Consider the following 20,159-nt stretch of genomic DNA (forward strand, 5'->3'; position numbering starts at 1 on the left):
TCAGACGTCGGTACCGGGCGGCCGGTCGCGGACGTTCGCCTGGATCTGCGCGAAGGTGCGCCAGGCCGCGTCCCGGTCGGCCGGCTCGATGCCGTCGGCGATGGCGGTGAACCAGCCGGTCACGAGCGGTGCCACGGTCGCGACGGTCGCGCGCCCGTCCTCGGTGAGGTGCAGGGCGAGGGTGCGGCGATCGGTCTCGTCGGCCTCGCGGATCACCAGATCGCGCTTGACGAGGTTGTCGACGAGTCCGGTGACCGTCGCCCGGGTGACCACGAGCCGGTCGGCGAGCGCCGCGGGGGTGATTCCCGGCTCGGCGTCGATGGCGAGCAGCGCGGCGAAGCGTCCGTCGGTCACGTCGTGCTCGGCCAGGCCGGCGTTGTAGGCCCGGATGACCCGCCGGGCCGTCGTCAGCAGTCCCATGAGGAGTTCGACGTCGCGGTCGCCGCCGGCGCGGTCGAGAAGGAGTTCCTGGCGGCGGCCGACGACAGTGGTCATGCACCCATACTATTAGGCGCCTTACTATTAGGCGAGAGTTCGCCGTGTGATCTGCCGGACGTCGTTCACCGCCGGTACGCCCGCCGGTACGACGACGGCGAGACGCCGTGTTTGAGGCGCAGTTGCTTGCGCAGAGCGCTCCCGGTCCCGAAACCCGCGCGGTGCGCCACGTCGTCGACGGGATACGCGGTGGTCTCCAGCAGAAGCTTGGCGTACTCGGTGCGCTGATCGAGCAGCCAGGCCATCGGGCTGGTCCCGGTGGCCTCCCGGAACCGGCGGGTGAAGGTGCGGCGGGACACTCGCGCGTGGCGGGCGAGGGTGTCGACGGTGAGCGGGTCGCCGAGATGGTCGCGCGCCCATTCCAGGGTGGGGGCGAGATCGTCGCCGTCGAACTCGGGGATCGGCTGCGCGATGTATTGGAGCTGGCCGCCGTCGCGCCAGGACGGGACGACGCAGCGGCGGGCGACGTCGTTGGCGACGGCGCTGCCGTATTCGGCGCGGATCAGATGGAGCATCAGGTCGATCCCACTGGTGGCGCCCGCGGCGGTCAGATACCGCCCCTCGTCCACGTAGAGGGCGTCGGGGTCGACCGTGACCCGCGGGAAGGTGCGCGCGAAATGATCGGCGGCGGCCCAATGGGTGGTCGCCGTGCGGCCGTCGAGATGACCCGCGGCGGCGAGCACGTACGACGCCAGACAGATCGAGGCGATGCGCGCGTGCGCCGGGACGGCGCCGAGGGCGGCGGCCAGCGGTGACGGCGGACCGTCGGGGGTGAGGGTCGCGTGCTGTGCCGACGGCGCCACGACGACGAGATCGGCGTGATGCAGGGTGTCCGGGCCGTGCCGGGGCACTACGTCGAACCCGCCGGACGCGGTGACCGGCGCGCCGTCGCTGGTGCACACCTCGACGTCGTAGAGCGGGTTCCCGTCGCCGTCGGCGGCCGTGCCGAAGACCCGGCCGGCGAGGCTCATCTCGAAGGGCATCACTCCGTCGTCGGCGAGGACGACCACGCGGGAGACCATGGCCCGATCTTCCCATATGTCGGCCCACGGGCCACTGTCGGCGGCACCGCGTGCCGGGAGAGGCTGTGGGGGCTGATTCACCGTCCACGATGAGGAGAAATGTCGATGACCGTCACCACCACCGCCACCACCATGCGGGCGATCGCCTCCACGCGCCTCGGCCCGGCCGAGGTCCTGGAATCGGTCGAGGTGCCGCGCCCGGTTCCGGGACCGTCGCACGTGCTGATCCGGGTGGTCTCCACCGGGCTTAATCCGACGGACTGGGGTCATCGGGCGATCCCAGGGTTCCTCGGCGAGCCGCGGCCGTCGGTGCCGCGGATCCTGGGCTGGGAGGTGGCCGGCGTCGTCGAGGAGGTCGGGCTGGGCGTCGGTATCCACCGGCCGGGCGACCTGGTCTTCGGGATGCTGCCGTATCCGTTCGGGGTGGGCGGCGCCGCCGACTACGTGGTCGCGCCGGCGCGGTCGATGGTGCCGGTGCCGGAGAACCTGCCGCTCACCGCCGCGGGGGCGGTGCCGCTTGCCGCGCTGACCGCCTGGCAGGCGCTGGTCGACGTCGCCGGGGTGCGACCCGGCCAGCGGGTGCTGATCCATGCCGCGGCCGGTGGCGTCGGGCATGTCGCGGTGCAGATCGCCAAGCATCTCGGGGCGGTCGTGATCGGCACGGCGAGCGCCGCCAATCACGACCTGTTGCGCGAACTCGGCGCCGACGAGATGATCGACTACCGCACCGACGACTTCGCGGTGGCCGCGGGTGAGGTGGACGTGGTGCTCGACGCGATCGGCGGCGAGGCGACCGCGCGGTCGCTGGCGATCACCCGGCCGGGCGGCACGATCGTCTCGCTCAACCTGCTGGTCACCGAACCGCTCGGCGCCGCCGCCGAGGCCGCGGGAGTCCGCCATGTGCCCATGCTCGTGGAGGCCGACCAGGCCGGGATGGCCGCCGTCGCCGGCCTGATCGCCTCGGGCGCGCTGCGCCCGGTGATCGCCGGCAGCTACGACCTGCACGACGTCGACGAGGTCCGCGCGGCGCACCGCCGCGGCGAGGCCGGGCACGTCGCGGGAAAGCTGGTGCTCGTCGTGCCGTGATCGGACGGGAACGGCCGCCGCGGTGGTGCCGTCGGCCGCCGCGGGTGGGGGACAGCCCCCAGGGGGATCGCCGGGGCGGCCGGATTCCCTGGGCGGGCGGGGTGCGGGAGGCTGGTGGGGTGAGTGTGAATGCGGTGGAGATGGAGAGCGATCACGGCGCCGGCCGGCGCGGCTACCTCGCCCTGTGGCGGGCGGTGCCCGGGACGGTGGTGTACGTCGGGGTCGCGATGGTCCTGGGATGGGCGGCCTTCGCGGCGCTGATCAGCGGGCTGTCGGCGGGTGTGGGACTGCTGGTGGTCGTGGTCGGGCTGGCGGTGCTCGTGGTGACGATGTGGGTGGCCCGCGGCTTCGCGATGGCCGATACCGGACTGCTGCGCCTCACCGGGCTGCCGCCGATCCCCGAACCCGAGTGGGATCGCTCGGTCGACGCGCCGGCCGGGGCGAGTGTGAAGCGCTTCCTCGCACCGCTGATCAGCGCCCGCTACTGGGCGGCGCTGGTGCACCAGATGATCATCGCGCCCGCGGTGGCGACCGCGACCTTCGTGGTGATGGTGACCTGGCTGGGCCTGGGCCTCGGCGGGGTGAGCTATTTCGCGTGGCGCGGGCCGCTGGAACGCGCCGACGGCACGACGGTCAAGAGCGGGGAGGTGTTCAGCGGACCCGTGCAGATCTTCGGCGGGATCCCCCTCGACATCGATCCGTCGCACGTGGTGCTGGTCGAGGTCCTGATCTCGCTGAGCGTCGGCATCGTCGCGCTCGCGACCCTGCCGTGGATCGCCGCCGGGTGCGCGCACCTGCACTACTGGCCGGCCCGCGTGATGCTCGGGCGCTGGAAGTCCGACGACCTCGTCGTCGCACTGCGCGAGGAGAACCTGGCGCGCGAAGCGGCGATCCGCGCCGAGGACCGGTCGCTGCATCGCCTGGAGCGGGACCTGCACGACGGCCCGCAGCAACGACTCGTGCGCCTGCAGATGGATCTCGCGGCGCTGGAACGCCGGATCGGCGACGACGACGGGACCGCCGCGCTCACCCTCGCGGCCGAGGCCCGCACGCAGGCGCAGGCCACGCTCGACGAACTGCGGGCCCTCTCCTCCGGAGTCGCGCCGCCGCTGCTCACCGACCGCGGCCTGACCGCCGCGCTGGAATCGCTCGCCGCGGGCTGCCCGGTGCCGGTGACCCTCGACGTCGAACCGGGCCTGGACGGGCTGGTCGGGGCGGAGACGGCGCGCGCGCTGTACTTCGTGGTCGCCGAACTGCTGACCAACGTCGTCAAGCATGCCGGAGCCACCGCGGCGGGGCTCACCGTGCGCCGCATCGAGCCGCAGCGGCTGATGGTCCAGGTGGACGACGACGGCCGCGGCGGTGCCCGGCCGGTCCCCGGCCACGGTCTCGCCGGTCTGGCCGACCGCGTGCACGGCCTGCACGGCGCGCTGTCGGTGGACAGCCCGGACGGGGCGGGCACGCGGGTGGTCGTCGTCCTCGACCTGCCGGAGCCGGGGCCTACCCTGAATCCGTGAATGAACCCGGGCCGGCGCTGCGCGTCCTGATCGTCGAAGACTCCGTTCTGCTGCGCGAAGGTCTCGTGCGACTGCTCGACGAGGCCGGCTACCTGACCGTGGGCGCGTTCGGCGACGCCGTCGGCCTGCCCGAGCGCGTCGCCGAACTGGCGCCCGACGTGGTGGTGCTCGACGTCCGCCTGACCCCGACCTTCCGGGACGAGGGACTGCGGGCCGCGCGCGAACTGCGAGCGCAGGACAGCCGCGCCGGAGTGCTGGTGCTGAGCCAGTACGTGGAGGCGCTGTACGCGGGCGAACTGCTGGCCGGTGGCGCCGGGGGAGTCGGCTACCTGCTCAAAGACCGGATCGCCTCGCTCGACGACCTGCGCGACGCCATCGAGCGCGTGCACGCCGGTGGAACCGTCCTCGATCCGCAGGTGGTGTCCGCGATGCTCGCCGCCCGGCACGACCCGCTCGACGCGCTCACCGGCCGCGAACGGGAGGTGCTCGAGCTGATGACCCAGGGGCGCAGCAACCGGGCGATCGCCCAGCGGCTGTTCGTGAGCGTCGGCACGGTGGAGAAGTACGTGACCGGGATCTTCACCAAGCTCGGGCTCCCGGTGTCCGACGACGACCACCGGCGGGTCCTCGCGGTGCTCGCCGCGCTGGGGGTCTGAGGGGCCGCGAGAGCGGTGCGTCAGCCGATCCAGGCGACCAGCTGGTCGGCGAGGGCCGGGTCGTTGAGCAGGTGGAAGTGGTGGCGGCGGCCGAGATGCAGCCCGTTCGCGTCGTCGAAGCCGAGGTGCCGGGTGGAATTGCGGCCGCCGGCGCTGTGGTGCAGGACCAGGCCGTCGCCGATCACCCGGCTCAGCGGATGCCGCGGGTCGCGCGTGAGGGTCGCCGAGACGAAGTAGTGGTCGGCGCCGGGCAGCAGCGGGATCTCGGCGGCCAGGGCGCGGGCGAGGTCGTCGGGATCGCGGCCGGCCCAGTCGTCGTCGATCAGGGATCCGGCCCGCAGGTCGCGGATACCGCCCGAGCGCCGCCGCAGGAGCCGGCCGAAGGCATTGGTCTCCGGGACTGCGGTCAGGGCGGCGCTGGCGTGGTGGGCCACGCTCTCCAGCGGGGCGCCGACGTGCGGCGTGCCGAGACTGACGTACGTCCGGACGCGCTGCGTCCACAGCTGGCCTGCCTCCTGGCCGTGGTGGGCGGCGCTGCGCAGCACCAGTCCACCCATCGAATGCCCGATGAGGATCAGCTCATCGACGTCGTTCGGCCAGAAACGGACCAGGTCGTCGAGCAGTTCCGCGAGGTCCTGGCCGTTGGTCGAGATGCGTCGGCCGGTGTTGTACCGGATGAACACGCTGGTGACGCCCGCGGCCCAGAGTCGGTGTTCGTAGGGTGCGGAGTGCTTCTGGCCGATCCGCCAGGCGTGTTCGGTCTCCACCAGACCGTGGACGAAGACCGCGACGCGGCGGCCGGCCCGCGGGAACGCGGCCCGCAGGCCGTCGGCGGTGACGTCGACCGGCCGTCCGGCGACCCGCACGCTGAGATTGCTGTCGGTGAGCGCGGACTGTTTGCCGTCGAGTTCGTCGCCGATCAGCCCGTTCACCACACCGATCAGGCTCGCGCCGGTCGTCGTCTCGGACAGGGGAGTCGCGAGCGGCAGGTCGGCGACCTTGCCGCTGACCCGGCCGGCGGTGGCCGTCGACTCGGCGACGATCGTGTACACGCCGTCGGTGATGCCGTCGTGCAGGGCTTTGACCGGTGCGAGGGCGGTGGCGCCGAGGCCGCGTTCGACGAGGCCGAAGACCCGGTCGGAGATCGCCCGGTGCGTCTGGTGGATGCCCGACGAGGCCTTCGCCAGTTCGGTGAGGCCCAGTTCGGAGAGGGCCCGCACCTCTCGCCGGCGCGCGTCGATGTCCGTCGTCATACCAATCAGTGTACATGTGTGCACTGACAACCGCCTAGAATGCTGATTGGGCCGGGAGAAACGGAACGAGTGATGAAGAACACGCTCTCGGCCACCGTGCTGCTGGCGACCGGATTGCTTGCGGCCGCACTGATCACCGGGTGTGGCAGCGACGACGACCACGCGCACGACGGCACCTCCACGGTGACGGTGACCTCCGTCGCTCCGGGCAGCGGCGCCTTCGGCACGACCGGCACTCCCGAATCGGGGACGCCGCCGGCGGACGTGTCCCCGCATCCCGGACCGCCCGCGGGCTCGGGGCTGATCAACGCGAACCCGGACGACTACCGGTCCGGTGGCAGTCTCGACGGCGACGTCGCCTTCGTCTCGCCCACCGGCAACGTGTGGTGCCGCCTGGGGAAGGAGCAGTACACCGCCGGCTGCCAGGCCAAGACCGCCCCGATCCCGGCCGGTGCCGACTGCCGCGGATCGGCGGAGTATCCGGCGAGCATGCTCACCCGCGGGTTCTTCCTGTCCGGGGAGACCGTGACGCCGTCGTGCTTCAACCAGGGCGTGTTCACCTCGCCGGAGCGTAAACCGCTGCCGTACGGGTACACGATCACCGACAACGGCTACACGTGCACCTCGCGGGAATCGGGCGTCACCTGCACCACGCCGTCGGGGGAGCACGGCTTCGTCCTGTCGATGCAGGAAGCCCGGGCGTTCTGAGCCCGGGCTTCCGCGATGGTGCGCGATACAAGGATTGAACTTGTGACCTCTTCCGTGTCAGGGAAGCGCTCTCCCACTGAGCTAATCGCGCGGGAACTGTGAAATTATGAAACATTCTGGAGGTGACGACGGGAATCGAACCCGTGTGCACGGCTTTGCAGGCCGTTGCCTCACCACTCGGCCACGTCACCAGGTGCGAGCGGATGACGGGATTCGAACCCGCGACCCTCACCTTGGCAAGGTGATGCGCTACCAGCTGCGCTACATCCGCATGTCGGTGAACTCGTCTTGTGGACTCGATTGCTCACCGGCGAGAACAAACACTAGCGGGCGGTGCGCGGCAATTGCAAACTGGGGATCCCCGCGCTGGTCGGCGGCGTTCTCCGGGGGTCCGAAACGCGAGAAACCCCCGCCGGCGGCGGGGGTTTCCGTGTGGATGGTGCGCGATACAAGGATTGAACTTGTGACCTCTTCCGTGTCAGGGAAGCGCTCTCCCACTGAGCTAATCGCGCGGGAAGGGTGAAGAAGATCAGAGAGCGGATGACGGGATTCGAACCCGCGACCCTCACCTTGGCAAGGTGATGCGCTACCAGCTGCGCTACATCCGCACGCCGGTGAACGTCTGTCTTGTGGACTCCCGCTCACCAACGGAACGAAACATTAACCATCTCGCCGCCACGACACAAATCGGCTGGTCAGCGTCTTACGCGGCTGTGTTTCCGCTGGAAGTCGCCCCGATTTGGTTCGGGCGCCGATCGGTGTGTAATCTCGTTGCTCGTGCGGTCCGCCGCACCGAACAACCGAATACGGTCCCGTGGCTCAGTGGAAGAGCGTCCCGTTCACACCGGGGAGGTCGCTGGTTCGATCCCAGCCGGGACCACCGACGACGGCCCCTCGCAGACGATCTGCGAGGGGCCGTCGCGTACTCTCCCTCCGGTGAAGTCGCGAGCGATCCCCGGCCCCTTCCTGGTGGGCGCGGCGGTGTCCGCCGTCGTCGCCGTGGCGATGGCGGTCTGGATGACCGTCATGGCGGGCTTTCCCGCGGCGGTCCTGGTGTCGGTCGACGTCGAGGTGTACCGGGCCGGCGGCCGCGCGGTCCTGCACGGTCTGCCGCTGTACGGGCCGACCGCGCCGGGCAGCAAGCTGCCGTTCACCTACGCGCCGTTCGCCGCCGTCGTCTTCGCTCCGCTGGCCTGGCTGCCGGCCTCGCTCACGGCCGCGGTCGGCGCGCTGACGAACCTCGCGTCGGCCGGTCTGGTCATCGCCGGGTCGATGACCGCGCTCGGCTACCGCCGGGATCGCCGGCTCGCGCTGTTCACCGTGCTCGCGATCCTCGGGTGCTACCTGCTTCAGCCGCTGTCGCAGACCTTCTGGCTGGGGCAGATCAATCTGATCCTGATGGCCGTGGTCCTGGCCGACCTGCTGTGGAGCGACGACCGGTGGCGGGGTGTGGGCGTCGGCATCGCGGCCGCGATCAAGCTCACACCGCTGATCTTCGTCGGCTATCTGCTCGTCACCCGGCAGTGGCGGACCGCGGCGACGGCGCTGGTCACCTTCGCCGTCGCCCTCGTGGTCGCCGTCGCGGCCCTCGGCGGGCAGGCCGCCCGGTACTGGACCGGCGCCCTCCTCGATTCGGGCCGGATCGGCGCCGTCGACGGGCACGGCAACAACTCGATCAACGGCCTGCTCAGCCAGTTGCTGCGGGTCGCCGACGTGGAACGGTACGCCCGGCTCGGGGACGGGGGGACGACGGTCTTCGCGGCGCCGACGTGGATGTGGCTGGCGGTCGCCGGGCCGGCCGCGATCGCCGGTTTCTGGGTCGCCGCCCTCGCGCATCGGCGCGGCCGCGAACTGTTCGCCGTCACCCTCACCGGTCTGACCGGCTGCGCGGTGTCGCCGTTCTCCTGGGGACATCACTGGGTGTGGGTGCTGCCGCTGCTGCTCATCGCCGTCGACTGGGCCTGGCGGACCACCGACCGGGAGCGGCCGCTGAGCCGGCTTCGCTGGGCGGCGCCGGCCGTGATCGTGCTCACCGTCTTCCCGTACCCGTGGACCCGCGGGACCGGGCGCTGGACCTACAGCGGGATCTCCGGGCTGCCGCGGCCGGCGGCGGGCCACTGGTACACCTACCCGGTCGACACGGTGCTCGCCGGCCATTACTCGCTGCTGTGGCTCGCGGTGGTGATCGCCGGTTTCGTCGCGTACCGGACACGCGATGACCTGCGGTCCGTCCGGGTTGCGCGGTAGGGGTGATATGCGGGAGGAATCTGCGTGAAATGCTGGGCGCGCCCCCGTGATCGGGGTCGCCGGGCGGCGTAGTGTCGCGGCCGTGGCAGCACATTCGGTCGGGGTCCGGACGATACGGAGCATCCCGGCGGCGCTCGTCGGGGTGATCGCCGTGCTGGCCGTCGCCGCCGTGGTCTGGCACCTGTCCATCGGGACGGTCGGCGACATCCGCCACGGCCTGTTCGGCCCCGGCATCGACACCAAGGTGTACCGCGGCGGAGCGCGGGCGATCATCGACGGCACCCCGCTGTACGCCGGACCGGTGTTCGAGATCTGGCAGTTCACCTACCCGCCGTTCGCCGCCATCGCCATGCTGCCGCTCGGCCTGGTCAGCCCGCACCGCGCCGTGCTGGCGACGAACGCGGTGAACATCGTCTGCCTGGTCCTGCTGGTCGCCCTGACCCTGCGCGGCCTCGGTTTCCGCCGGGACGGCCGGTTCTGGCTGGCCACGGTGCTGGCGGCGGTCGCGATGACCGCGCTGGAACCGGTCCGCGGCACCTTCGGCAACGGTCAGATCAACCTGGTGCTGGCCGTGCTGATCATCGGCGGCCTCACCCTCACGCGTGGGCCGTGGCGCGGTATCGGCATCGGGATCGCGGCCGGTATCAAGCTGACGCCGCTGTTCTTCGCCGCGTACCTGGCGGTCACCCGGCAGTGGAAGGCGCTCGTGGTCGCGGTGGCGACCTTCGCGGTCACCGTGGTGGTCGGGCTCGCGGTGATCCCCGGCCAGGCGTGGGAGTTCTGGACGGTCACCGTGCACGACACGTCGCGCATCGGGCCGCTGGCGTGGCCCGCCAACCAGTCGTTCAACGGATTCTTCGTCCGGCTGGGTGCGCTGCAGGGCCTGTGGAACGCGCCGTCGTGGTTGTGGCTGCCGGTCGGCGTCGTGGTGGCGGTGGTCGCGCTGTTCGCGTCGTGGTGGGCCTGGCGGTGCGGGGCGACGATGCTGGCGATCACGATCACCGGCATGGCCTCGTGCGCGGTCTCGCCGTTCTCGTGGGGCCATCACTGGGTGTGGCTGGTGCCGCTGCTGCTGATCGGACTGGTGCAGGCCGTCGAGTCGGCGCGCCGTTCCCGGCCGGTGACCTGGCTGTGGTGGCTGGCGCCCGCCGCGGTGGTCGTTTTCGGGCTGACCTGGCCGTCGCACAAGTGGGACGGCCGCGTGTCGGTGCTTCAGTTCGGGATGTTCCGGCTCTTCGCCGATCCCGATCCGCACGGCTGGCGTGCGGTGGCCGCGGTGATCGCGTCGGGGAGCTACCTGCTGGTGTTGCTCGCCACGCTCGCGGTCACGCTGTGGTGGTGCGGCAGGCGCGACCCGATACGATTCAACGCGAACAGATCCGTCGGCGCCGGAGAACCCCTGCGCTGACGACCCGCGTCCAGCCCCGAGGAGTCCTCACCGTGCCCGACCACGCCGCACCCGACCGAGTCGCCCTGCCGGAAACGTTCCGGGTCCCGGCCGGCACTACCGCGGGTGAGGCCATGCGCGAGCTGGAACTCCCGAACAAGGGGCCGCAGGCCATCGTCGTCGTCGCCGAGACCGACGGCACCCTCCGCGATCTGTCGTGGGCGCCCGCCGTCGACACCGACGTCGTACCCGTTCCGGCGGACTCCGAGGCCGGCCGCAGCGTGATCCGGCATTCGGCCGCTCACGTCCTGGCCCAGGCGGTCCAGTCGATCAATCCCGACGCCAAGCTGGGCATCGGGCCGCCCATCACCGACGGCTTCTACTACGACTTCGACGTCGAGCAACCCTTCACCCCGGAGGATCTCAAGGCGCTCGAGAAGAAGATGAAGCAGATCATCAAGTCGGGCCAGCGCTTCTCCCGCCGCGTGTACGCGTCGAAGGACGAGGCGCGCGCGGAGCTGGCCGGTGAGCCGTACAAGCTCGAACTGATCGACGACAAGGGCGCCGCCGACGACGCCGAGGTGATGGAGGTCGGCGGGGGAGAGCTCACCGCCTACGACAACCTCAACCCGCGCACCGGCGAACGCGTCTGGGGCGACCTGTGCCGCGGCCCGCACGTGCCGACCACCAAGTACATCCCGGCGTTCACGCTGACCCGCAGCTCGGCCGCCTACTGGCGCGGCGACCAGTCCCTCGCCGACCTGCAGCGCATCTACGGCACCGCCTGGGAGTCGACGGAGGCGATGGACACCTACCTCGACCGGCTGGCCGAGGCGGAGAAACGCGACCACCGCCGGCTCGGCGCCGAGCTGGACCTGTTCAGCTTCCCCGACGAGCTGGGCTCGGGCCTGCCGGTGTTCCACCCGAAGGGCGGCGTGATCCGCCGCGAGATGGAGGACTACTCGCGCGAACAGCACGCCGCCGCCGGGTACGAATTCGTCAACACCCCGCACGTCACCAAGGGCCACCTGTTCGAGGTGTCCAAGCACCTCGACTGGTACGCCGAGGGCATGTTCCCGCCCATGCATCTGGATGCGGAATACAACGACGACGGCACCGTCCGCAAGCCCGGGCAGGACTACTACGTCAAGCCGATGAACTGCCCGATGCACAACCTGATCTACCGGTCGCGCGGGCGCAGCTACCGCGAGCTGCCGCTGCGGCTGTTCGAGTTCGGGTCGGTGTACCGCTACGAGAAGTCCGGCGTGGTGCACGGCCTCACCCGGGCCCGCGGCTTCACCCAGGACGACGCGCACATCTACTGCACGCAAGAGCAGATCGTCGAGGAGCTGAGCGGCACCCTGCAGTTCGTGCTGCAACTGCTCAAGGACTACGGCCTGGACGACTTCTACCTGGAGCTGAGCACCAAGGATCCGGAGAAGTACGTCGGTTCCGACGAGGTGTGGGAAGAAGCGACGGAGACGCTGCGCCAGGTCGGCGAGGCGTCCGGTCTGGAACTGGTCCCCGATCCGGGCGGGGCCGCGTTCTACGGCCCCAAGATCTCGGTGCAGGTCAAGGACGCGCTGGGGCGCACCTGGCAGATGTCGACGCTGCAGCTCGACTTCTTCGAGCCGGAGCTGTTCGAGCTGGAGTACACCGCGTCCGACGGCACCAAGAAGCGCCCGGTGATGATCCACCGCGCGCTGTTCGGGTCGATCGAGCGGTTCTTCGGTGTGCTCACCGAGCACTACGCCGGTGCCTTCCCGGTCTGGCTGGCGCCGGTCCAGGTGGTCGGCATCCCCGTCGCCGACGCCTTCGCGCCGCACCTGCAGTCCGTCGTGAACCGGCTCCGCGGCCGCCGCGTGCGCGCCGAGGTCGACCACTCCGACGACCGCATGCAGAAGAAGATCCGCACCCACACCACCGCCAAGGTGCCGTTCATGCTGCTCGCCGGTGAGCGCGATGTCGACGCCAACGCCGTCAGCTTCCGCTTCCGGGACGGCACCCAGCTCAACGGGGTGCCGATCGACGATGCGATCGTCGCGATCGACGAGTGGGAGGAGTCCCGCCGCAACGATTCGCCGTCCGCCGAGACGATGCAGGAGTTCCTGGACATGGCCAGGAAACGGCGATGACCGACCTGCTGCAGCGGCTGTGGACGCCGCACCGGATGAGCTACATCACCGAACCGCCGCGCGCCGCGGCGGACGGTGAGGAGCTCTCCGGGCACCCCTTCCTGGACATCCCGCGGATGTCCGACGAGGACGGACTCATCGTGCGGCGCGGGGAGAACGTGTACGCGGTGCTGAACCTGTACCCGTACAACCCCGGCCACACGATGGTGGTGCCGTACCGGCAGGTGGCCGCGCTGGAAGACCTCACCGCCGCGGAGTCGGCCGAGCTGATGGCGTTCACCCAGCAGACCATCCGGGTGATCAAGTCGGTGTCGAACCCGAACGCCTTCAACGTCGGCCTGAACCTCGGATCGGCCGCGGGCGGTTCGCTCAGTGAGCACCTGCATCAGCACGTCGTGCCCCGGTGGACCGGGGACGCGAACTTCATCACCGTCGTCGGCGGCACCAAGGTGATCCCGCAGTTGCTGCGCGACACCCGGCAGTTGCTGGCCGACGCCTGGTCCGACCTGGAGGAGGAGGGCCGGTGATCAGCTTCAAGGGGCGCCAGGTGGTGTCGGCGGTGACCGATCCGCTGGGCCGGTCGTTGCTCAAGATCGGGTTCACGCCCGATGCGATGACCGTCATCGGCACCGTCATCACGGTGGCCGCCGCGATCGGGCTGTTCGGCCCCGGGTACCTGTTCGCCGGTGCCCTGGTGTGCTGGGCGTTCGTCATGTTCGACATGGTCGACGGCGCCATGGCCCGTGCCCGCGGCGGCGGCACCCGTTTCGGATCGGTGCTCGACGCCACCTGCGACCGGATCGCCGACGGCGCCATCTTCGGGGCGCTCGCCTACTGGGCGGCCTTCACGCATCCGCACCGGTGGCTGCTGATCGCGACGCTGATCTGCCTGGTCACCTCACAGGTGATCTCCTACGCCAAAGCGCGCGCCGAGGCCGCCGGCCTGCAGGGCGACGGCGGGCTCATCGAGCGGCCCGAGCGGCTGATCATCGTGCTGGTCGGCGCCGGCTTCACCGACTTCCCTGGTCTGCACTGGTCGTGGGCCATCCACGTCGCGATGTGGGTGCTCGCCGCGGGCAGCGTCTTCACCGTCGGGCAGCGGATGTGGTCCATCGCCCATTCGCCGGGGGCGCGCGACCTGATCCCGATGGCCCCCGCGGCCGGCGACGGCCGGGGCCCCGGCGAGGCGGAGCCGCAGTCGTGACCTGGCAGGAGCGTGCCGCCGACCTCGGCTACCGGGCCGGCTGGGCGGCCGTCCGTCACGCCCCCGAACGACTGGCCCGGAGCGTGTTCGACGGCGCGGGCACCGTCGCCGGCCGACGCCACGGCGGACCGCAGCAGCTCCGGAAGAATCTGGCCCGGGTGATCGGCACCACCCCGGACGAGGTGCCCGACGATCTCGTCGCCGAGGCGATGCGGTCGTACGCGCGATACTGGCGCGAGGCGTTCCGGCTGCCGACCACCGATCCGGCGGCCATCGTGGCGAACACCACCCTCTCGCCCGGGGGCACCGAGCGGGTGGCCGAGCTGGCCGAGTCGGGCCGGGGCGTCGTGTTCAGCCTGCCGCATTCGGGGAACTGGGACACCTGCGGCGTGTGGCTCGTCGCCCACCACGGGCAGTTCGCCACCGTCGCCGAGCGACTGAAGCCGGAGTCCCTGTTCGACCGCTTCGTCGAGTACCGCGAATCCCTCGGTTTCGAGGTCTTCCCGCTGACCGGGGGAGAGCAGCCGCCGTTCGAGGCGCTGGCGCAGCGGCTCCGGGCCGGCGGCATGGTCTGTCTGCTCGGCGATCGCGACCTGTCGCGGCACGGTGTGCCGGTCACCTTCTTCGGTGAGCCGACCCGGATGCCGGCCGGCCCGGCCAAGCTCGCCCTCGACACCGGCGCGGCGCTGCTCGCCATCCACCACAGCTTCACCGGCCCGGACACCTCCTACATCCGGGTGACCGACGTCGAGGTCGACGACGTCGCCTCCGCCACCCAGCGCGTCGCCGATGCCTTCGAGGAGGGCATCTCGGCGGCGCCCGCCGACTGGCACATGCTGCAACCGCTGTGGGAGGCCGACTGGTCCGCCGAGCGCCGGGAGCGGCTGGCGTGAAGATCGGGATGATCTGCCCGTACTCGTTCGACGTGCCGGGCGGCGTCCAGGCGCACGTCATCGAGCTGGCCGAGGTGTTCATCCGCCGCGGACACGAGGTCCGCGTGCTGGCCCCGGCCGCGCTCGACACCGAGCTGCCCGACTACGTCGACTCCGCGGGGCCGGCGCTGGCCATCCCGTACAACGGCTCGGTGTCCCGGGTGAACTTCTCGCCCAAGGGACTGCACCGGCTCCGCAAGTGGATCGCCGACAACGAGTTCGACGTCCTCCACGTGCACGAGCCGAACTCGCCGAGCCTGTCGATGCTGTCCCTGATGGTCGCCACCGGTCCCATCGTCACCACCTTCCACACGGCCACCACCAAATCGCTGTGGCTCTCCGCGTTCGACAGCATGCTCCGGCAGTTCCGCGAACGGATCTCCGGCAAGATCGCGGTGTCCGAACTGGCCCGCCGCTGGCAGATGGAGTCGCTCGGCAACGACGCGGTGGAGATTCCGAACGGCATCAACGTCGCCCAGTTCGCCGACGCCGAGCCACTCGACGGCTTCCCCCGCGCCGGCCGCACGCTGCTCTTCCTCGGCCGCTTCGACGAACCGCGCAAGGGCGTCGACATCCTGATGCGCGCGCTGCCGCGCATCGTCGAGCGGTACCCCGACATCACCGTGCTGGTGGTCGGCGGCGGCAACGAGAAGGCCCTCGCGCGCCGCGCCGGTGATCTCGCCCCGCACCTGCGGTTCCTCGGCATGGTCGACGACCAGACCAAGGCGCGGGCGCTGCGCAGCGCCGACGTCTACGTGGCCCCCAACCTCGGCGGCGAGAGCTTCGGCATCGTGCTGGTCGAGGCGATGGCGGCCGGCGCGGCGGTCGTGGCGAGCGACCTGGTCGCGTTCTCCCGGGTGCTCGACGGCGGCGCCGCGGGACGCCTGGTCGAGACCGGATCACCGTCGGCCCTGGCCGCCGCCGTGATCGACCTGCTCGACGACGACGCCGAGCGCGCCGCACTGGTGGAACGAGCGCGCCGTCGTGCCGACCGGTACGACTGGTCGCGGGTCGCCGACCAGATCCAGAAGGTGTACGAATCGGTCACGCTGGGCGCCGGCCCGGTCGTGGTGTCGGACTGAGACGGGGGAGAGGAATGGACGCGGCAGACTGGCTGACGGCCGTCGTGATCGTGGTGGCCGCCGCCGCGGTGATCTGGCTGGCGATCCTGGCGGCGACCCGGGCGACGCGTCTCAATCGCCTCAACATCCGGGTGGATCTGGCCCGCGCGTCGGTGTTCGCGGCGCTGGACCGCCGTGCCGTGGTGGCCCGGGCGATCGCCGCCTCGACGGCCGATCCGGCGGTCGCCGCCGTCCTGGCCGGCGCCGCCGACGCCGCCGAACACGCCCAGCCCGCCGACCGCGAGGCCGCCGAGAATCACCTGGCCACGGTGCTCGCGCAGACCGATCCGGCGGATCGTCCGGCCGCGCTCACCGCCGAGCTGGCCGACGCGCAGGCCCGCGTCAGTATCGCCCGCCGGTTCTACAACGATTCGGTGCGCGACGCGCGCACCCTCGGCTCCCGGCGGATGGTGCGGATTCTGCACCTGGGCGGTCATGCGACGCTCCCGGAGTTCCTGGAGATCAGCGAGCGTGTCGCCCCGGACTGAACCGCACCAGGTTTCCGGCGACCCGGTCTGCGCGGCCCGGACCGTCATCGGGAATACTGGTTCCACACCGGAGACCATGGCTCTCCGAACCAGGTGACGACTTTTCCGAACATCAGGAGCAACCGAGTGACCAGCGAGACCACGAACATCCCCGCTACCGGCACCGCGCGCGTCAAGCGCGGAATGGCCGAGATGCTCAAGGGCGGCGTGATCATGGACGTGGTGACGCCCGAGCAGGCCAAGATCGCCGAGGACGCCGGTGCCGTCGCGGTCATGGCCCTCGAGCGCGTGCCCGCCGACATCCGTGCCCAGGGCGGCGTCTCGCGGATGAGCGACCCGGACATGATCGACGGCATCATCGAGGCCGTCTCGATCCCGGTCATGGCGAAGGCCCGCATCGGCCACTTCGTCGAGGCGCAGATCCTGCAGAGTCTCGGCGTCGACTACATCGACGAGTCGGAGGTCCTGACCCCCGCCGACTACAGCAACCACATCGACAAGTGGGCGTTCACCGTGCCCTTCGTCTGCGGTGCCACCAACCTCGGCGAGGCGCTGCGCCGCATCACCGAGGGCGCGGCGATGATCCGCTCCAAGGGTGAGGCCGGCACCGGCGACGTCTCCAACGCCACCACCCACATGCGCAAGCTGCGCGATCAGATCCGCTGGCTCGGCTCGCTGCCGGAGGACGAACTGTACGTCGCCGCCAAGGAACTGCAGGCGCCGTACGAGCTGGTCGCCGAGGTGGCCCGCGAGGGCAAGCTGCCGGTGACCCTGTTCACCGCGGGCGGTATCGCCACCCCGGCCGACGCGGCGATGATGATGCAGCTCGGCGCCGAGGGCGTGTTCGTCGGGTCGGGTATCTTCAAATCCGGCAATCCGGCACAGCGTGCGGCGGCGATCGTCAAGGCGACCACCTTCCACGACGACCCCGACGTGCTGGCTCAGGTCTCGCGCGGGCTCGGCGAGGCGATGGTCGGCATCAACGTCGACGAGATCCCGCAGCCGCACCGCCTGGCCGAACGCGGCTGGTGATCCGCGGGCGCCGGGCGGCCGCGAAGCGAAGAGGAGACGAGATGAGCGAGCCGGTGATCCTGCGGGACGTCGCTGCCACGGGCCTCGACGAGGCCGCGGGCCTGCGTCTGGACTGGGCGGTGGCCTGTCACGTCGGCAGCATCCGCCCGGCCAACGAGGACGCCGCGCTCGCACTGCCGGGCCGCTACCTCCTGGCCGACGGCATGGGCGGGCACGAGAGCGGTGAGCTCGCCAGCGAGGCGGCGCTGCAGACGCTCGCGTCCGCCCCGGTCGGGGTATCTCTCGCGCAGACCTCCGGCGCGCTGGAAGGTCTCCTCGTCGAGGCGCAGGACCGGATCGGCGGTCTCGACGCGGAGACCGCCCGCCGGGCGGGCACCACGGCGACCGGCGTGGTGCTGGCCGTCGAGCACGACGCCCCGCACTGGGTGGCCTTCAACATCGGCGATTCGCGCACCTATCTGATCAGCGGTGGCCGGATCAAGCCGGTCAGCGTCGACCACTCGCAGGTGCAGGAACTGGTCGACGGCGGTTTCCTCACCCCGGCGCAGGCGCGGGTCGATCCGCGCCGCAACGTCATCACCCGGGCGCTCGGTGCCGGAATGGCCACCCCGCGTGCGGACTACTTCGCCTTCCCGGCCGTGCCGGGCGACATCGTGCTGCTCTGCTCCGACGGCCTCAACGGCGAACTGACCGACGACGAGATCCTCGCCGCCGTCACCGAGACGGATTCGCTCGAAGAGGCCGCCGAGGCCCTGGTGGAGTGCGCGAACATCAGTGGTGGCCACGACAACGTGACGGTCGTCCTGGTCCGCGTCGCCGAATAGCCAGGCTGATCGAGCGAAGTCGAGATCACTGCGTCCAGGGCGGTGGTCTCGACTGAGCAGTGGGTCGAGCGGAGCCGAGACCTCGACCGTCATGGGGCGGTCGCGGCGTCGCTGGTCAGCATCGGGACGTCCAGGGCGACGGCGGGGACGCCGAAGGCGTCGACCAGGTCGCCGGCGACCGGGCGGAGGCGGGCGCAGAGGTCGTTGACGCCGCGGCGGATGGCCTTGGCACGCTCGACCGACACGAAGCGGTGCATCAGGAACCAGCCCAGGTCCGCTTCCAGCGCGGAGTAGACGAACAGGTCGCGCACCGTCTCGAGGGTGTCGCGGGCCGGGGAGTCTTTCGGCAGCCCGGCGAGGGCGGCCTGCATGCTCTCCAGCGCGATCCGCTCGATGTGCGCCGAACCGGCCTTGATCAGGTGGTCCTGGGTGGAGGTGAACACCTCGAAGGCGTCGGTGTCGTCGTCGGAAGCCCGGCGCAGGCGCGCCGCCGCGGTGCGCACCAGATGATCCTCGCGCCCGGTGAACAGCGCGAGCTGCGCCGAATAGTGGCTCAGGTCGCTGTCCTCGGGGGCCTCGTCGGAGTCGTCGCGGACGGTCTGCACCAGCTGCCGCGCACCGGTCTTCTCCAGCGCGACATCTCGCGCCATCGAGGCGACGAACCGCACCCAGCCTGCGGCGTCGAGGTGGTCGATGTCGGCGGCGTAGTCGGTCAGCAACTGCTTGGCGGCCAGTTGGGTGAGAACGAGGTTGTCGCCCTCGAAGGTGGTGAACACGTCGAGGTCGTCGCGGATCAGCGGCAGCCGGTTCTCGGCCATGTACCCGGCGCCGCCGCACGCGGTCCGGGCCTCGATGGCGGCCGTCGACGCCAGCGAGGTGTGTCCGGCCTTGATCGCCGCGGCCTTGGCCTCCAGCCGCCGCACCGCGTCCGGGTCGGCCTCGTCGGCCGGCCGGACCTGCAGTTCGTAGAGTTCCTCGGTCACCTCGTTCTGGGCCAGGGCGAAGGCATAGGCCCGGGCGACGAGGGGCAGCAGGCGACGCTGGTGGGCGCGGTAGTCGAGCAGAAGCAGTTCACCGTCGTCGCCGGGTCCGGCGAACTGCCGCCGCCGCAGCGCGTATTTCACGGCGAGGGTCAGGGCCAGCCGCCCGGCCGCGCCGCCGGACGCGCCGACGGTGACGCGCCCGCGGATCAGGGTGCCGAGCATGGTGAAGAAGCGCCGGTTGTCCGACTCGATCGGACTCGAATAGGTGCCGTCCGCGTCGACGTCGGCGTAGCGGTTGAGCAGCGCGGTGCGCGGGACGCGGACGTGATCGAACAGGATCCGGCCGTTGTCGACGCCGGGCAGCCCGCCCTTGTCACCGCAGTCCGAGGTGGTGACGCCGGGCAGATCGGCGCCCTCGTCGTCGCGCAGCGGGACCACGAAGCAGTGCACCCCGCGCCCGGCCGGTTCCTCGCCGGGACCGCCGGTGATCAGCTGCGCGAAGACCGCGGCGTACCGCGCGTGCACGGCCGCGCCGCCGATGTAGTCCTTGCGTGACGACGGCGTCGGCGAATGGATCTCGAACTCGCCGGACTCCGGCAGATAAGTGGCCGTGGTCTCCAGCGCCTGCACGTTGGAGCCGTGCCCGGTCTCGGTCATCGCGAAACACCCGAGGACCTCGAGGTCGATCAGGCGCTGCCGGTACTCGTCGTGGTGGCGCTGCGTGCCGAGGTTCTCGATCGCACCGCCGAACAGGCCCCACTGGACGCCGGCCTTGACCATCAGCGACAGATCGCCGTAGCCCAGGGTCTCGATCGCGGTGACCGCGGCCCCCGGATCGCCCGGCCCGTCGGCACTCGGGAAGCCCTGCGCCGGGAAGCCGAGCGGCACCATCGCCGCCATCAGGCCGAGCATCCGCTCGCGGTACTCGGCGAGGGACAGACCGTCGAGGGGAACCAGGTGTTCGTCCTCGATGTGCCGCCGGACGATGTCGCGGGTGGCCGCCCAGCGGCCGTCCAGCACCTCGCGCAGACCGGTGGACAGTGTGGAACCCGTGTCGGAGGTCATGGGC

At 71.0% G+C, this 20,159-nt stretch carries 18 protein-coding genes and 6 tRNA genes; 15 read left to right on the forward strand and 9 right to left on the reverse strand.

Features of this window, described 5'->3' with window-relative positions; genetic code table 11:
- Window positions 1-495 (reverse strand): MarR family winged helix-turn-helix transcriptional regulator, encoded by a 495-nt coding sequence (locus ACSEEN_RS03020; RefSeq protein ID WP_440712284.1) that lies wholly within the window; start codon window positions 493-495, stop codon window positions 1-3.
- Between the two features lie 65 nt (window positions 496-560).
- Window positions 561-1,517 (reverse strand): GlxA family transcriptional regulator, encoded by a 957-nt coding sequence (locus ACSEEN_RS03025; protein ID WP_440712285.1) that lies wholly within the window; start codon window positions 1,515-1,517, stop codon window positions 561-563.
- A 105-nt stretch (window positions 1,518-1,622) separates the two neighbouring features.
- Between ACSEEN_RS03025 and ACSEEN_RS03030 the strand changes: the two genes are divergently transcribed.
- From ACSEEN_RS03030 to ACSEEN_RS03040, 3 genes are all read left to right on the forward strand, one after another.
- Window positions 1,623-2,603 carry an NADP-dependent oxidoreductase gene (locus ACSEEN_RS03030; protein ID WP_440712286.1) on the forward strand — a complete coding sequence of 327 codons (981 nt, stop codon included), beginning with the start codon at window positions 1,623-1,625 and terminating at the stop codon, window positions 2,601-2,603.
- A gap of 119 nt (window positions 2,604-2,722) precedes the next feature.
- Entirely contained in the window at window positions 2,723-4,120 is a 1,398-nt protein-coding gene (locus tag ACSEEN_RS03035; protein WP_440712287.1) for a sensor histidine kinase, read from the forward strand.
- 17 nt (window positions 4,121-4,137) lie between these two features.
- Window positions 4,138-4,776, forward strand: coding sequence for a response regulator transcription factor (locus tag ACSEEN_RS03040; RefSeq protein WP_440712358.1), 639 nt, complete (start codon window positions 4,138-4,140; stop codon window positions 4,774-4,776).
- Between the two features lie 20 nt (window positions 4,777-4,796).
- Here the strand turns inward: ACSEEN_RS03040 and ACSEEN_RS03045 are convergent, their stop codons facing one another.
- Entirely contained in the window at window positions 4,797-6,029 is a 1,233-nt protein-coding gene (locus tag ACSEEN_RS03045) for an esterase/lipase family protein (RefSeq protein WP_440712288.1), read from the reverse strand.
- 72 nt (window positions 6,030-6,101) lie between these two features.
- Here ACSEEN_RS03045 and ACSEEN_RS03050 point away from each other — a divergent pair, with 72 nt between their 5' ends.
- A complete protein-coding gene (locus ACSEEN_RS03050) occupies window positions 6,102-6,737 on the forward strand; it encodes a hypothetical protein (protein ID WP_440712289.1) in 636 nt (211 codons plus the stop codon).
- Between the two features lie 16 nt (window positions 6,738-6,753).
- On the opposite strand, the gene ACSEEN_RS03055 is transcribed toward ACSEEN_RS03050, so the two are convergent.
- From ACSEEN_RS03055 to ACSEEN_RS03075, 5 genes are all read right to left on the reverse strand, one after another.
- Window positions 6,754-6,828, reverse strand: a tRNA-Val gene (locus ACSEEN_RS03055).
- Window positions 6,829-6,854: 26 nt separating this feature from the next.
- Window positions 6,855-6,928 (reverse strand) — tRNA-Cys (locus tag ACSEEN_RS03060).
- A 7-nt stretch (window positions 6,929-6,935) separates the two neighbouring features.
- Window positions 6,936-7,008: transfer RNA gene (locus tag ACSEEN_RS03065), tRNA-Gly, on the reverse strand.
- Between the two features lie 166 nt (window positions 7,009-7,174).
- Window positions 7,175-7,249: transfer RNA gene (locus ACSEEN_RS03070), tRNA-Val, on the reverse strand.
- A 23-nt stretch (window positions 7,250-7,272) separates the two neighbouring features.
- Window positions 7,273-7,345: transfer RNA gene (locus tag ACSEEN_RS03075), tRNA-Gly, on the reverse strand.
- 200 nt (window positions 7,346-7,545) lie between these two features.
- Between ACSEEN_RS03075 and ACSEEN_RS03080 the strand changes: the two genes are divergently transcribed.
- The 11 genes from ACSEEN_RS03080 to ACSEEN_RS03130 all read left to right on the forward strand — a co-directional run bounded on the left by ACSEEN_RS03080 (window position 7,546) and on the right by ACSEEN_RS03130 (window position 18,107).
- Window positions 7,546-7,617 (forward strand) — tRNA-Val (locus ACSEEN_RS03080).
- 56 nt (window positions 7,618-7,673) lie between these two features.
- On the forward strand, window positions 7,674-8,984 hold the full coding sequence (locus ACSEEN_RS03085; RefSeq protein WP_440712290.1) for a glycosyltransferase 87 family protein: 1,311 nt from the start codon (window positions 7,674-7,676) through the stop codon (window positions 8,982-8,984).
- 82 nt (window positions 8,985-9,066) lie between these two features.
- Complete coding sequence (locus ACSEEN_RS03090) at window positions 9,067-10,392, forward strand: glycosyltransferase 87 family protein (protein WP_440712291.1); 1,326 nt, start codon at window positions 9,067-9,069, stop codon at window positions 10,390-10,392.
- 32 nt (window positions 10,393-10,424) lie between these two features.
- Complete coding sequence (gene thrS, locus ACSEEN_RS03095) at window positions 10,425-12,506, forward strand: threonine--tRNA ligase (RefSeq protein ID WP_440712292.1); 2,082 nt, start codon at window positions 10,425-10,427, stop codon at window positions 12,504-12,506.
- Window positions 12,503-13,033: an ATP adenylyltransferase gene (locus ACSEEN_RS03100; RefSeq protein WP_247863632.1), complete on the forward strand. Its 531-nt coding sequence runs from the start codon at window positions 12,503-12,505 to the stop codon at window positions 13,031-13,033. The genes thrS and ACSEEN_RS03100 overlap by 4 nt, the downstream gene beginning before the upstream one ends.
- On the forward strand, window positions 13,030-13,710 hold the full coding sequence (pgsA, locus tag ACSEEN_RS03105) for a phosphatidylinositol phosphate synthase (RefSeq protein WP_440712293.1): 681 nt from the start codon (window positions 13,030-13,032) through the stop codon (window positions 13,708-13,710). The genes ACSEEN_RS03100 and pgsA overlap by 4 nt, the downstream gene beginning before the upstream one ends.
- Window positions 13,707-14,603, forward strand: a complete 897-nt coding sequence (locus ACSEEN_RS03110; RefSeq protein ID WP_247863630.1) for a phosphatidylinositol mannoside acyltransferase — start codon at window positions 13,707-13,709, stop codon at window positions 14,601-14,603. The genes pgsA and ACSEEN_RS03110 overlap by 4 nt, the downstream gene beginning before the upstream one ends.
- On the forward strand, window positions 14,600-15,724 hold the full coding sequence (locus ACSEEN_RS03115; RefSeq protein WP_247863629.1) for a glycosyltransferase family 4 protein: 1,125 nt from the start codon (window positions 14,600-14,602) through the stop codon (window positions 15,722-15,724). The genes ACSEEN_RS03110 and ACSEEN_RS03115 overlap by 4 nt, the downstream gene beginning before the upstream one ends.
- A gap of 14 nt (window positions 15,725-15,738) precedes the next feature.
- A complete protein-coding gene (locus ACSEEN_RS03120) occupies window positions 15,739-16,251 on the forward strand; it encodes a LemA family protein (RefSeq protein WP_440712294.1) in 513 nt (170 codons plus the stop codon).
- Window positions 16,252-16,377: 126 nt separating this feature from the next.
- Window positions 16,378-17,283, forward strand: coding sequence for a pyridoxal 5'-phosphate synthase lyase subunit PdxS (gene pdxS / locus ACSEEN_RS03125; protein WP_283255208.1), 906 nt, complete (start codon window positions 16,378-16,380; stop codon window positions 17,281-17,283).
- Window positions 17,284-17,324: 41 nt separating this feature from the next.
- A complete protein-coding gene (locus ACSEEN_RS03130) occupies window positions 17,325-18,107 on the forward strand; it encodes a PP2C family protein-serine/threonine phosphatase (protein ID WP_247863627.1) in 783 nt (260 codons plus the stop codon).
- A gap of 89 nt (window positions 18,108-18,196) precedes the next feature.
- Here ACSEEN_RS03130 and ACSEEN_RS03135 read toward each other — a convergent pair whose 3' ends face one another.
- Complete coding sequence (locus tag ACSEEN_RS03135) at window positions 18,197-20,155, reverse strand: acyl-CoA dehydrogenase family protein (protein WP_440712295.1); 1,959 nt, start codon at window positions 20,153-20,155, stop codon at window positions 18,197-18,199.
- Window positions 20,156-20,159 lie beyond the last annotated feature (4 nt).

Origin of the sequence: Gordonia marina (assembly GCF_052036135.1) — a bacterium.
Lineage (GTDB): Bacteria > Actinomycetota > Actinomycetes > Mycobacteriales > Mycobacteriaceae > Gordonia.

What these genes read in the sequence shown, in the direction of transcription:
- ACSEEN_RS03020 (WP_440712284.1), bottom strand. Translation starts at nt 495, where the DNA reads ATGACCACTGTCGTCGGCCGCCGCCAGGAACTCCTTCTCGACCGCGCC.
- ACSEEN_RS03025 (WP_440712285.1), bottom strand. Translation starts at nt 1,517, where the DNA reads ATGGTCTCCCGCGTGGTCGTCCTCGCCGACGACGGAGTGATGCCCTTC.
- ACSEEN_RS03030 (WP_440712286.1), top strand. Translation starts at nt 1,623, where the DNA reads ATGACCGTCACCACCACCGCCACCACCATGCGGGCGATCGCCTCCACG.
- ACSEEN_RS03045 (WP_440712288.1), bottom strand. Translation starts at nt 6,029, where the DNA reads ATGACGACGGACATCGACGCGCGCCGGCGAGAGGTGCGGGCCCTCTCC.
- ACSEEN_RS03050 (WP_440712289.1), top strand. Translation starts at nt 6,102, where the DNA reads ATGAAGAACACGCTCTCGGCCACCGTGCTGCTGGCGACCGGATTGCTT.
- ACSEEN_RS03100 (WP_247863632.1), top strand. Translation starts at nt 12,503, where the DNA reads ATGACCGACCTGCTGCAGCGGCTGTGGACGCCGCACCGGATGAGCTAC.
- ACSEEN_RS03120 (WP_440712294.1), top strand. Translation starts at nt 15,739, where the DNA reads ATGGACGCGGCAGACTGGCTGACGGCCGTCGTGATCGTGGTGGCCGCC.
- ACSEEN_RS03130 (WP_247863627.1), top strand. Translation starts at nt 17,325, where the DNA reads ATGAGCGAGCCGGTGATCCTGCGGGACGTCGCTGCCACGGGCCTCGAC.
- ACSEEN_RS03135 (WP_440712295.1), bottom strand. Translation starts at nt 20,155, where the DNA reads ATGACCTCCGACACGGGTTCCACACTGTCCACCGGTCTGCGCGAGGTG.